This is a genomic window from Sphingomonas rubra (genome assembly GCF_900115745.1).
GTDB classification, from domain to species: domain Bacteria; phylum Pseudomonadota; class Alphaproteobacteria; order Sphingomonadales; family Sphingomonadaceae; genus Sphingomonas; species Sphingomonas rubra.
The window spans coordinates 79957-91378 of record NZ_FOXP01000010.1; the positions used below are offsets into that span (position 1 = coordinate 79957).

Sequence of the window (11422 nt, forward strand, 5' to 3'; positions counted from 1 at the left end):
GCGTGTCGCGCCGCGCCGTTACTTGGGCGCGAGCACCATCAGCATCTGCCGGCCTTCCATGCGCGGATAAGCCTCCACCTTGGCGGTTTCCGCCACCTGCTCGGCGACACGCTGGAGCACCGCCATGCCGAGCTGGCCGTGGGAGAGTTCGCGACCACGGAAGCGCATGGTGACCTTCACCTTGTCGCCCTCGCCGATGAACTCCTCCACCTTCTTCATCTTGGTGTCGTAGTCATGGTCGTCGATGTTCGGACGCATCTTGATCTCCTTGATCTCCTGCGTCTTCTGCGATTTGCGGGCGAGGTTCGCCTTTTTCTGCGCCTCGTACTTGAACTTGCCGACGTCGAGGAACTTGGCGACGGGCGGATCGGCGTTGGGCGACACCTCGACCAGATCGAGGCCGAGACCCTGCGCCTGCTCCATCGCCTCGCGCGTGAACATCACGCCGAGATTCTCACCCTCATGGTCGATCACGCGGACCTTGGGGCTCTGGATCCACTCGTTGAAACGGGGACCGTTCATCGGCGGCGCCTGGTTGGGACGGCGCATCATGGGAGGACGTATGGGTATTGCTCCTGCAACTGCTAAAGATGGTTGATTCGCATATAGGCGAACCCGCGTCGATTTGGAAGTTGCCGCGCGTCGCAAATGCAACAGCGGGTACGGCCGATCACGGTCGTTCGCCGCGGAACGGCCGACCGTGCGAAAACCCAGTGCCCGGTAGAAGCCGATCGCCGCCCCGTTCGCCTCGTTGACGTCCACCGTGGTGCCCGCCGACGCCGCCATCAGCGTGCGGCCGACGCCGCGGCCGTGCGCCGCCGGGTCGACGAACAGCGTGTCGACATGGCCCGCGGTCTGGCCGAGAAACCCCATCACCACGCCATCGCGCTCCAGCACGAGGAGCGGCGTGGTCCGCACGTAGCGGGCGAGATGGCCGGCGATCGCCGACCGGTCGCCGGGGGCGAGGAAATGGTGCGTCGCGTCGACCGCGTCGCCCCAGATGGCGAACAGCCGCGGCGCGTCGCCGGGACGGGAGGCGCGGACCCCGGCGGTCACGCCCTCCCGGCAGACAGGTCGGGCGGGGTGGCTTCGGCGCGCAGCATCTCGATCGCGGCAGCGAGCGTCAGCACCTCCTGCCCCTGGCTGCCCAGGCGGCGGATCGCGACGGTGCCCTCGTCCGCCTCGCGCTTGCCGACGACCAGCAGGTTGGGGACCTTGGCCAGGCTGTGCTCGCGCACCTTGTAGTTGATCTTCTCGTTGCGCAGGTCCGTTTCGACCCGGATGCCGGCCTTGGCCAGTTCGGCCGCGACCTGCCCGGCATAATCGTCCGCGTCGGAGACGATCGTCGCCACCACCGCCTGCACCGGCGCGAGCCACAGGGGGAAGCGGCCGGCATGATGCTCGATCAGGATGCCGATGAACCGCTCGAACGTGCCCAGGATCGCGCGGTGGAGCATGATCGGGCGGTGCCGCTCGCCGTCCGCGCCGACATAGGCGGCGTCGAGCCGCTCGGGCAGCACGCGGTCGGACTGGATGGTGCCGACCTGCCACGTCCGCCCGATCGCGTCGGTCAGGTGGAATTCCAGCTTGGGGGCGTAGAAGGCCCCCTCGCCCGGCAGTTCCTCGAACTTCGCCTTGATCGCCTCGGGCAGATTGGACGAGTGGACCGCTCGGCGCAGCTCGTCCTCCGCCTGGTCCCACATCTCATCGGAGCCGAAGCGCTTCTCGGGCCGAAGCGCCAGCTTCACGGCATAATCTTCGAAGCCCAGATCCTTGTAGACGCTGTCGAGCAGCTCGCAGAAGGCCTGCACCTCGCCCACCAGCTGATCCTCGCGCACGAAGATATGCGCGTCGTCCTGCGTGAACTGGCGCACCCGCATGATGCCGTGGAGCGCACCGTGCGGCTCGTTCCTGTGGCAGCAGCCGAACTCCGCCATGCGGATCGGCAGGTCGCGATAGGAGGTGATGCCCTGTTTGAAGACGAGGACGTGCGCGGGGCAGTTCATCGGCTTCAGCGCCATCAGGTCGCCTTCGCCGGTGAAGATCGCGCCCTCGTCCTCGGTGTTCGGCACCTCGTCGGGCACCACGAACATGTTCTCGCGATACTTGCCCCAGTGGCCCGACTGTTCCCACTGGCGCGCGTCCATCAGCTGCGGGGTCTTGACTTCCCTGTAGCCGGCGGCGTCGAGGCGGCGGCGCATATACGCCTCCAGCTGGCGCCAGATCATGTACCCCTTGGGGTGCCAGAAGACCGATCCCTGCGCCTCCGACTGGAGGTGAAACAGGTCCATCTCCTGGCCGATCTTGCGATGGTCGCGTTTCGCCGCCTCCTCCAGGCGGAACAGGTGCTGGTCAAGCTGCTTCTTGTTGAGCCAGCCGGTGCCGTACACGCGGGAAAGCATCGCATTGTTCTGGTCGCCGCGCCAATAGGCGCCCGACACGCGCGTCAGCTTGAAGGCGTTCGGGTCCAGCTTGCCGGTCGACACCATGTGCGGGCCCCGGCACATGTCGAGCCACGCGCCCTGCCGGTAGATGGTCAGCTCCTCGCCATCGGGCAGCTCGGCCGCCCACTCGGCCTTGAAGGTCTCGCCTTGGCTTTTCCAGGTGTCGATCAGCTGCTCGCGACTCCACACCTCGCGCGTGAAGGGCTCGTTGCGCGCGATGATGGCGCGCATCTCCGCCTCGATCGCGGGCAGATCCTCGTCGGTGAACGGACGGTCTTTCGGCGCGAAATCATAGTAGAAGCCGTCCTCGGTCGCGGGACCGAAGGTGATCTGCGTACCGGGGAACAGGTGCTGCACCGCCTCCGCCATGACGTGCGCGAAGTCGTGGCGGGCGAGTTCCAGCGCGTCCTTCTCGTCCTTGGCGGTGACGAGTTCCAGCGCGGTGTCGCCGTCGAACGGCCGCGTCAGGTCGCGCACCTGCCCGTCGATGCGCGCGGCCAGCGCCGCCTTGGCGAGACCCGGCCCGATCGCCGCGGCCACGTCCGCCGGGGTGGTTCCGGGCGCGACCTCGCGGACGGAACCGTCGGGCAGCGTGATACGGAACATGACGGACATCGAAAAAACTCGTCTGCTGGAGAAAGGCACGACCTATGCGGCCCTGCCCCACCTATAGGCAAGTGTGCGCCGCTACGCGATCCCGAACGGCACGACGTGATTGTCCTGCGCGTGGCCGACGCGCGCGCGGCCGAGATAGGGCACGCCCATGTCCCCGGCCCAGCGCCGCATCATCGACTCCAGCGACTCGGCCCAGGGCGGGTCGTTCTCGACCACGTCGTTGACCACGCCCAGCCGGAGCCCCGCGATCCCCTTCAGCTGCGTGGCGTTGGCGAGGGTGAACAGCATCCGATCGACGCGGTAGAGCGGTTCCGACACCTCCTCGACGATCAGGACGTGATCGGCGAGGTCGGGCAGCCACGGCGTCCCCACCAGCGCGTCGAGAATGGCGAGGTTGAACGCCGCCGCCGGGCGCCCGCCCAGCTCCGGCTCCAGCCCCTGCCGGTCGCCGCGCACCAGCCAGCCGAGCGTGCGCGCGATCGTCTCGTCGCCCTTGGCGCGGTTGATGTCGCTCGCCATCGGCGCGTGGACCGGCCGACCAACACGCGCGGCGTAGAGCGCGCCGAGCAGGAAGCCCATGTCGGAGAAGCCGGCATAGGCCTTGCGCCGCGCCGGTTCCTCCAGTCGCGGCATCACCTCGCGCAGGATGCGGTTCGATCCGTAGCCGCCGCGCGCGAACCAGATCGCATCGTATGCGGGGTCGTTGGCGACCTGCAGGAACGCCGCCGCGCGGACCGCGTCGGAGCCGGCGAAATGGCCCTCGCTCTCGAAACATTGCGGGTGAAACACCAGGTCCACCTCCGGATAGGCGATCGCCGCGAAGGCGCCCGCGCGCGCCGCCACGATCCGGTCGACCGGCCTCGCAGGGGCGACCACCCCGATCCGCATGCACCCCTCCGCCTTGCCCCGTACCGTGCGCGGCGATAGCGCGGGGGCATGAACAACGCCAAATTCTTCTTCGTCGGCATCGGCGGCTCGGGGATGCTGCCGCTCGCCACCCTGCTGCGCGCCGGCGGGGCGGAGGTGGCGGGGTCCGACCGCGGACTCGACCAAGGGCGCGGCTCGGCCAAGTTCGATGCTCTGCGCGCCGCCGGCATCGCGCTCTACCCGCAGGACGGCAGCGGCGTCACCGCCGACGCCACCGTGGTCGCCTCCGCCGCGGTGGAGGAAACCGTGCCGGACATCGTCACCGCCAACCGATTGGGCGCGGCACGGACGACGCGCGCGACGCTGCTGGCGGGCATGTTCAACGCCGCCGCCCTGCCGATCGGCATCGCCGGCACCAGCGGCAAGTCCACCGTCACCGGCATGATCGGTCGCATTCTCCACGCCGCCGGCCGCGACCCGACCGTCACCAACGGCGCGATGATGAAGGATTTCGGCGGCGCCGGCGCGCTGGTCGGCGGGGGTGAGGCGTTCGTCAGCGAGGTGGACGAGAGCGACTCCGCCTTTCCGCTCTACGCGCCGCGCGTCGCGGTGCTCAACAACGTCACGCTCGATCACAAGGGCCTGGACGAGCTGCGCGCGCTGTTCGCCGGCTTCGTGGCGGGCGCCGAGCACGTCGTCGCCAATGTCGGCGACGCAGAGACCGCCGCCCTGCTCGCCACCCTGCCGCGCGAGCGGCTGACCACCTTCGTGGTCGAGGGCGACGCCGATCTGCGCGCCGAGAACCTGTCGCCGGAGCCGTTCGCGATCGCCTTCGACCTGGTGGCGGGCGAGGAGCGGCACCGCGTGCGCCTGTCGGTGCCCGGCCGCCACAACGTCTCCAACGCGCTCGCCGCGATCGGCGCCGCGCGCGCGGCGGGCGTGCCGCTGGCCGAGGCGGCACGGCTGGTGCAGGGCTTCACCGGCCTGCGCCGCCGCTACGACCTGGTCGGGGAGGCGAACGGCATCGCCGTGATCGACGATTTCGGCCACAACCCGGACAAGGTCGCCGCCACGCTGGACACGCTGCACGCGCATCCGGGCCGCCTGCTCGTGCTGTTCCAGCCGCACGGCTACGGACCCCTGAAGCAGATGGGCGCCGAGCTGGCCGACACGTTCGCCCGCCGCCTGGCGCCCGGCGACGTACTGACCGTTCCCGATCCCGCCTATTTCGGCGGCACCGTCGACCGCTCGGCCGGCAGCGCCGCCTTTGTCGCGCGCATCGCCGCCGCCGGCGCGGAGGCGTACCACGACGCCGACCGGCTGCTCGGCGCACGGCGACTGCTCGCCCAGGCGCGGACGGGCGATCGCGTCGTGGTGATGGGCGCGCGCGACGATACGTTGAGCCTTCTCGCCGCCGATATGCTACGGGAACTCACCCAATCCGGAGGAGCACGATGAAGCCGTTCACCGAACATCCCGCCTCGGTCGGGGAGACCTATGTCGAGCATTTCGGCGTCGCCACCCGCTTCGGCGTCCGCATGATCGCGGGCGGGATCGGCGCGGTGGTGCACGGCGTGTTCCCGTTCCTGTGCACCACCTCGGGCAGCCGCACGGTGCAGGCGCTCCACACCGAGATGGTCGCCAAGCGCGGCGCCGTGCGCGACGCGGAGACCGAGCGGCGGACCGTGGAATATGTGATCTGACGGGGCCGATGGCGGATCGCTCCATCATAATTGACGGGTACGAAGCGGATTCCGCCGTCACCCCGGACTTGATCCGGGGTCCATGGGTCCGCGAGAGCAACGGGCAGCGGCTCCTGCTGTGAGATGGACCCCGGATCAAGTCCGGGGTGACGAAGGGGTGAACGTCGCGAAAGAAACAACGGCAGGGTTACACAGTGACCGCCGCTGTTCCAAAAACCCACGTTCCGCTATCGGAACCGTCATGCACCCCCAACCGATCGCCCCCGCTCGCGGCCGCGCCGCATGAACCATCGCCTCGCCTACCACCACACGCCCGGCACCGGGCCGACGCTGGTGTTCCTGCCTGGCTACGCCTCCGACATGACCGGCACCAAGGCGCTCGCGCTGGAGGCGTGGGCGAAGAGCGCCGGCCGCGCCTTTCTGCGCTTCGACTATGCCGGCTGCGGCCGGTCGGAGGGTGCGTTCGCCGATCAGACGCTGGCCGGCTGGCGCGACGACGTGCTGGCGATGCTCGATCAGGTCGCGACCGGGCCGGCGGTGCTGGTCGGCTCGTCGATGGGCGGCTGGCTGATGCTGCTCGCCGCCAAAGCTCGGCCCATGCAGGTGGTCGGCCTGGTCGGCATCGCCGCCGCGCCCGATTTCACCGATTGGGGCTTCACGCAGGACGAGAAGATGTACCTGCTCCGGCACGGCCGGCTGGAAAGGACCAATCCCTACGGCCCCGCCCCCACCCTCTATACCCGCGCCTTCTGGTCGTCGGGCGAGGCGAACCGGCTGCTGTTCGGGCCCGTGGCCTTCGATGGTCCCGTCCGCCTCCTCCACGGCGACGCCGATTCCGACGTGCCCTGGCGCCACTCGCTCCAGCTCGCCGGACTGCTCACCTCGTCCGACGTGACGACGATGCTGGTCAAGGGCGGCGACCACCGGCTGTCGCGCCGCGGCGACCTCGCCCTCCTGGTCCGTGCCGTGGAGGATGTGCTGGCCGCGGTGGAAACAGCCGCGGTGCCGGACGTTTAAGGCGGCATGAAATATCTCCACACCATGATCCGCGTCGCCGATCCGGACGCTACCATCGCCTTTCTCGAACTGCTCGGGCTGAAGGAGGTCCGCCGGATGGAGAACGAGGCGGGCCGCTTCACGCTGATCTTCCTCGCCACGCCCGAGGACATGAACGCTCCCGGCGAGCGCGCCAACGCCGAGGTGGAGCTGACCTACAACTGGCCGGAAGAAGGCAAGCAGCCGGAGGAATATGCCGGCGGCCGCAATTTCGGCCACCTCGCCTACCGCGTCGATAACATCTACGACACCTGCCAGCGTATCGTGGACGCCGGGCACATCGTCCACCGCCCGCCGCGCGACGGCCATATGGCGTTCGTGAAGACGCCCGACGGCATCTCGATCGAACTGTTGCAGGACGGCACGCTCGAGCCTGCCGAGCCTTGGGCGTCGATGCCCAACACCGGCAGCTGGTAAAATGGCCGAGACGCCGCCGCCGCTCCAGATCGTCGCCGTGCCCCTGCTGAGCGACAATTACGCCTGGCTGATCTACGATCCCAAGACCGAGGACGCGGCGGTAGTCGATCCCGGCGAGGCCGCGCCCGTGCTCGCCGCCGCGCAGCAGCGCGGCTGGCACATCTCGCAGGTGTGGACCACGCACTGGCACCCCGACCACACCGGCGGCAACGCCGAGATGAAGGCGGCCGGCGCGACGATTACCGGCCCGGCGGCGGAAAAGGACCGCATCCCCACGCTCGACACCTTCGTTGGCGCGGGCGACATCGTCCGCCTGGGCAGCCACACGGGCCACGTGCTGTCGGTCCCCGGCCACACCCAAGGCCACATCGCCCTCCACTTCCCCAACGACGCCCTGGTCTTCACCGGCGACACGCTGTTCGCGATGGGCTGCGGTCGCCTGTTCGAGGGGACACCCGCCGACATGTGGGGCAACATGCAGGCCTATGCCGCCATGCCGCCGGAGACCAAGGTGTATTGCGGGCACGAGTACACCGCCGGCAATGCCGCCTTCGCCGCGCACGTCGATCCCGACAACGCCGCGGTCGCCGCGCGGCGAGTCGCGGTCGATCGCCAGCGGGCGATGGGCGAGCCCACCGTCCCGTTCACCATCGGCGAGGAACGCGACACCAACCCCTTCATGCGCGCAGGGTCGGCCGAGCGGCTCGGCGAACTGCGCACGCAGAAGGACACGTTCTGACCCGTCCGTTCAGGCAAGGAGCCCGACCATGCGTATCCTGTTGCTGCTCGCGCCCCTCGCCGCCGGCATCCTCGCCGCCTGTGCGCCGACCGTCGCGGAAACGCGCTCCGCCGAGGAGCGGCAGGCGCGCGATCGAGCCAAGGTATCGCGCGCGCTCGCCGGACTGACGCCCGGGCAGGCCCAGAACTGCCTCTCCGGTATCGACCGGCGTACCGCGCGTGTCCAAACGATCGGCGGCACGCTGCTGTTTCGCGTCAACCGCAACCGCGTGTTCCGCAACGACATGAACGGCAGTTGCGCGACCAGCGCGATCGATCCGATCTTCGTGACGCAGACGCCGACGACGGCATTGTGCCGCGGCGACATCGCCCAGTTAATCGATCGCGCGTCGCGCTTTCCGATCGGCGCGTGCAGCTACGGCGATTTCGTGCCGTACACGCGGGCGAAGTGAAAGGTACGGCGGTCGCGGTCGCGATCGCGCTGCTGGCCGTTCCGACGCTCGCCGCCGCCCCCGATCCGCTCGCCGGCCGGGTGGCGGGTGCGCCCGCCGAATGCATCGCGCTCGACCGCGTCCAGGGGCCCGACATCCGCGACGACGGCACCATCATCTACCGCCAGAACCGCTCGCGTCTCTGGCTGACGCGACCGGTCGCCCCCTGCCTCAGCCTGCGCCCGCCCGCGACGTTGATCGTCGCCGTCTACGGCTCGCACCTGTGTCGCAACGACCGCTTTCGCGTGCAGCGGACGGGCAGCGGCATCCCCGGCCCGATCTGCCGCTTCGGCCGGTTCGTCCCCTACGATCTGCCCAGGCCTACAGCACGAAGCGGCTGAGGTCGGTGTTGCGCGCGATGCTCGCCAGCTGCGCGTCGACATAGGCAGCGTCGATCACCAGCGACTGGCCGGCGCGATCCTCGGCGTCGAAGCTCACCTCCTCCAGCAGCTTCTCCATCACCGTCTGCAACCGCCGCGCGCCGATATTCTCCACCTGCCCGTTCACCTCCGCCGCGATCCGCGCGACCGCGGCGATGCCGTCCTCGGCGAACGACACGTCGACCTGCTCGGTCGCCAGCAGCGCGCGGTACTGCGCGGGCAGCGACGCCTTCGTGTCGGACAGAATGGCGACGAAATCCGCCTCGGTCAGGCCCTTCAGCTCGACGCGGATCGGCAGGCGCCCCTGCAATTCGGGCAGCAGATCGGACGGCTTGGCGACGTGGAACGCGCCGCTGGCGATGAACAGGATATGGTCGGTCTTCATCGGCCCGTATTTGGTCGCGACCGTCGTGCCCTCGATCAGCGGCAGCAGGTCGCGCTGCACGCCCTCGCGGCTGACCGACCCGCCGCGCACGTCGCTGACCGCGATCTTATCGATCTCGTCCAGGAACACGATGCCGTTCGCCTCCGCATCGGCGAGCGCGACGCGGCTGACCTCGTCCTGGTCGAGCCGCTTGTCCGCCTCTTCCTCGACCAGCTTGTCCCACGCCGCCGATACCGTCAGCTTGCGGCGCTTCAACTGCTGGCCACCGCCGAGCGACTTCATCATCTCCGACAGGTTTATCATCTGCGGCGCACCGCCGGGCATCTCGAACGGCATGGCGGGCGCCTGCTCCACCTCGATCTCGATCTCGGTCTGGGCGAGGTGCCCGTCGCGGAAACGCTGGCGGAAGCTCTCGCGTGTCGCCTGGCTCGCATCCTTGCCGACCAGGGCGTCGAGCAGCCGGGCGAGCGCCGCCTCCTCCGCCTTGTCCTTCACCGCGGCGCGGCGGCGCTCCTTCTCCAGCCGGATCGCCTCCTCGACCAAGTCGCGGGCGATCTGCTCCACGTCGCGGCCGACATAGCCGACCTCGGTGAACTTGGTCGCCTCGACCTTCACGAACGGCGCGTCGGCGAGCTTGGCCAGCCGCCGGCTGATCTCCGTCTTCCCGCAACCGGTCGGCCCGATCATCAGGATGTTCTTGGGCGTGACCTCGTCGCGCAGATCCGCGCCCAGCCGCTGGCGACGCCAGCGATTGCGCAGCGCCACGGCAACGGCGCGCTTGGCGTCGGCCTGGCCGATGATGTGCGCGTCGAGCGCGGCGACGATCGCCTTGGGCGTGAGCTGGTCGTTCATGATGTTCCTATTTCCCCTTCGGAAAGGCAGGGGTCGGGGTTGCGTCGCGATGCATGGGCGTGGCGTTGTCGGCTGGCGATGGGCTCGCGGCCGTGCCGCTCGCCACCACCTCCAATTCCTTCCTTGCGGGAAGAGGAGCGACGTCAGGTCGCGCTGTCCATCGCCTCCACGGTCAGCCGATCGTTGGTGTACACGCACACCTCCGCCGCGATCGCCATCGCCTTGCGGCAGATCGTTTCCGCATCGGCCTCGTAGTCGACCAGCGCCCGCGCCGCGGCCAGCGCGTAATTGCCGCCCGATCCGATCGCCGCCACCCCTGCCTCCGGCTCCAGCACGTCGCCGTTACCGGTCAGGATCAGCGTCACTTGCGCGTCGGCGACGATCATCATCGCTTCCAGATTCCGCAGATACTTGTCGGTGCGCCAATCCTTGGCCAGCTCCACCGCCGCGCGCAGCAGCTGCCCCTGGTGCTGCTCCAGCTTGCGCTCCAGCCGCTCGAACAGAGTGAAGGCGTCCGCGGTCGCGCCGGCGAAACCGCCGATCACCGCCCCGTCGGCGCCTAGTCGCCGCACCTTGCGCGCGTTGGGCTTCATCACCGTCTGCCCCATGGACACCTGGCCGTCGCCGATGACGACGACCTTGCCGCCGCGCCGGACGGAGAGGATCGTGGTGCCGTGCCAGACCGGCATGGCGTCTGTGTTCGCGCTCATGCGCGCGGATATGGGGACGGCCACGCCATCGTCAAACACGGTCCGGCCGATAAGATCGATCAGCCGCCCAGCTTCTCCACCTTTGCCTGAAGCCGCGCGAGCTCGGCCCGCAGCACCGCGATCTCCTCGTCCTTGTCCGTATCGGACGGATTGACGGCTGGCCGCGCAGCCGTGTTCGGCTTGAAGGCGCTGGCCGCGGCGTCCAGCATCGCCATGTTGCGCTTGGCGATCTCCGCGAAGGGGCCGCCGGCGAAGGCGCCTTCCACCGCGGACCGAAACTGCGCCTGGTTGCGCTGCAGCCCGTCGAGCGATGCCTCCAGATATTGCGGCACCATCGCCTGCACCGAATTGCCGTACATCCCGATCAGCTGACGCAGGAAGTCGGTCGGCAGCATCGCCTGACCGCGGCTCTCCTCCTCCATGATGATCTGGGTAAGGACGTTGTGCGTGATGTCCTCGTCGGTGCGCGCATCCACGACCTTGAAGTCACGCCCCTCCCGCGTCATCGCGGCGAGATGCTCCAACGTGATGTAGGAGCTGGTCTCCGTATTGTAGAGCCGCCGGTTGGCGTACTTCTTGATCGTGACGACGCCGCCGGTCTGCTTCTTCATCGGCTCATTCTCCCGCCAGACTCGAAGCCTAGAGGCGATGATGCCGCACCGCAACATGCGGCGAGTGTCGAAACGTTCCTGACATGTCGAAAATGTTGCACGCCAGCAACATGGGTGCACGAAACTTTTACAAGGCCGACATCCGGCTTGCTC

Annotated in this window: 13 protein-coding genes and 1 pseudogene; 7 read left to right on the plus strand and 7 right to left on the minus strand. The window is 68.8% G+C overall.

The window, feature by feature from the left end:
- Positions 1-18: 18 nt before the first annotated feature.
- The 4 genes and pseudogenes from infC to BM145_RS12825 form a co-directional block, all read right to left on the minus strand.
- Positions 19-552 (minus strand): translation initiation factor IF-3, encoded by a 534-nt coding sequence (gene infC, locus BM145_RS16250; RefSeq protein WP_218149663.1) that lies wholly within the window; start codon positions 550-552, stop codon positions 19-21.
- A 144-nt stretch (positions 553-696) separates the two neighbouring features.
- Positions 697-1056: pseudogene (locus BM145_RS16580) on the minus strand (GNAT family N-acetyltransferase); the annotation flags it as partial.
- On the minus strand, positions 1053-3059 hold the full coding sequence (gene thrS / locus BM145_RS12820; protein ID WP_093334052.1) for a threonine--tRNA ligase: 2007 nt from the start codon (positions 3057-3059) through the stop codon (positions 1053-1055). The gene thrS and the pseudogene BM145_RS16580, both read right to left, overlap by 4 nt.
- Before the next feature lie 72 nt (positions 3060-3131).
- Positions 3132-3947, minus strand: a complete 816-nt coding sequence (locus tag BM145_RS12825; RefSeq protein ID WP_093334053.1) for an LD-carboxypeptidase — start codon at positions 3945-3947, stop codon at positions 3132-3134.
- A gap of 48 nt (positions 3948-3995) precedes the next feature.
- On the opposite strand from BM145_RS12825, the gene BM145_RS12830 reads away from it, so the two are divergent.
- From BM145_RS12830 to BM145_RS12860, 7 genes are all read left to right on the plus strand, one after another.
- Positions 3996-5384 (plus strand): Mur ligase family protein, encoded by a 1389-nt coding sequence (locus BM145_RS12830; RefSeq protein WP_093334054.1) that lies wholly within the window; start codon positions 3996-3998, stop codon positions 5382-5384.
- Positions 5381-5629 (plus strand): DUF6356 family protein, encoded by a 249-nt coding sequence (locus BM145_RS12835; RefSeq protein ID WP_093334055.1) that lies wholly within the window; start codon positions 5381-5383, stop codon positions 5627-5629. The genes BM145_RS12830 and BM145_RS12835 overlap by 4 nt, the downstream gene beginning before the upstream one ends.
- Before the next feature lie 282 nt (positions 5630-5911).
- On the plus strand, positions 5912-6646 hold the full coding sequence (locus BM145_RS12840; protein ID WP_093334056.1) for an alpha/beta fold hydrolase: 735 nt from the start codon (positions 5912-5914) through the stop codon (positions 6644-6646).
- 6 nt (positions 6647-6652) lie between these two features.
- Complete coding sequence (locus BM145_RS12845; protein ID WP_093334057.1) at positions 6653-7102, plus strand: VOC family protein; 450 nt, start codon at positions 6653-6655, stop codon at positions 7100-7102.
- A gap of 1 nt (position 7103) precedes the next feature.
- The gene (gloB, locus tag BM145_RS12850; protein ID WP_093334058.1) at positions 7104-7841 is read left to right on the plus strand and encodes a hydroxyacylglutathione hydrolase; all 738 of its coding nucleotides are present in this window, start codon (positions 7104-7106) and stop codon (positions 7839-7841) included.
- Positions 7842-7869: 28 nt separating this feature from the next.
- The gene (locus BM145_RS12855; protein WP_093334059.1) at positions 7870-8292 is read left to right on the plus strand and encodes a hypothetical protein; all 423 of its coding nucleotides are present in this window, start codon (positions 7870-7872) and stop codon (positions 8290-8292) included.
- Positions 8289-8672 (plus strand): hypothetical protein, encoded by a 384-nt coding sequence (locus BM145_RS12860; RefSeq protein WP_093334060.1) that lies wholly within the window; start codon positions 8289-8291, stop codon positions 8670-8672. Before BM145_RS12855 ends, BM145_RS12860 begins: the two co-directional genes overlap by 4 nt.
- Here BM145_RS12860 and hslU read toward each other — a convergent pair.
- The 3 genes from hslU to phaR all read right to left on the minus strand — a co-directional run bounded on the left by hslU (position 8653) and on the right by phaR (position 11269).
- Positions 8653-9948 carry an ATP-dependent protease ATPase subunit HslU gene (gene hslU / locus BM145_RS12865; RefSeq protein WP_093334061.1) on the minus strand — a complete coding sequence of 432 codons (1296 nt, stop codon included), beginning with the start codon at positions 9946-9948 and terminating at the stop codon, positions 8653-8655. The two genes, BM145_RS12860 and hslU, sit on opposite strands and share 20 nt — an antisense overlap.
- A gap of 143 nt (positions 9949-10091) precedes the next feature.
- Positions 10092-10637 (minus strand): ATP-dependent protease subunit HslV, encoded by a 546-nt coding sequence (hslV, locus tag BM145_RS12870; RefSeq protein WP_093334141.1) that lies wholly within the window; start codon positions 10635-10637, stop codon positions 10092-10094.
- Between the two features lie 80 nt (positions 10638-10717).
- Positions 10718-11269, minus strand: coding sequence for a polyhydroxyalkanoate synthesis repressor PhaR (phaR, locus tag BM145_RS12875; protein ID WP_093334062.1), 552 nt, complete (start codon positions 11267-11269; stop codon positions 10718-10720).
- Positions 11270-11422 lie beyond the last annotated feature (153 nt).

Coding starts and splice junctions, on each gene's coding strand:
- infC (WP_218149663.1), bottom strand. CDS start 552: ATGATGCGCCGTCCCAACCAGGCGCCGCCGATGAACGGTCCCCGTTTC.
- thrS (WP_093334052.1), bottom strand. CDS start 3,059: ATGTCCGTCATGTTCCGTATCACGCTGCCCGACGGTTCCGTCCGCGAG.
- BM145_RS12825 (WP_093334053.1), bottom strand. CDS start 3,947: ATGCGGATCGGGGTGGTCGCCCCTGCGAGGCCGGTCGACCGGATCGTG.
- BM145_RS12830 (WP_093334054.1), top strand. CDS start 3,996: ATGAACAACGCCAAATTCTTCTTCGTCGGCATCGGCGGCTCGGGGATG.
- BM145_RS12835 (WP_093334055.1), top strand. CDS start 5,381: ATGAAGCCGTTCACCGAACATCCCGCCTCGGTCGGGGAGACCTATGTC.
- BM145_RS12840 (WP_093334056.1), top strand. CDS start 5,912: ATGAACCATCGCCTCGCCTACCACCACACGCCCGGCACCGGGCCGACG.
- BM145_RS12845 (WP_093334057.1), top strand. CDS start 6,653: ATGAAATATCTCCACACCATGATCCGCGTCGCCGATCCGGACGCTACC.
- gloB (WP_093334058.1), top strand. CDS start 7,104: ATGGCCGAGACGCCGCCGCCGCTCCAGATCGTCGCCGTGCCCCTGCTG.
- BM145_RS12855 (WP_093334059.1), top strand. CDS start 7,870: ATGCGTATCCTGTTGCTGCTCGCGCCCCTCGCCGCCGGCATCCTCGCC.
- hslU (WP_093334061.1), bottom strand. CDS start 9,948: ATGAACGACCAGCTCACGCCCAAGGCGATCGTCGCCGCGCTCGACGCG.
- hslV (WP_093334141.1), bottom strand. CDS start 10,637: ATGCCGGTCTGGCACGGCACCACGATCCTCTCCGTCCGGCGCGGCGGC.
- phaR (WP_093334062.1), bottom strand. CDS start 11,269: ATGAAGAAGCAGACCGGCGGCGTCGTCACGATCAAGAAGTACGCCAAC.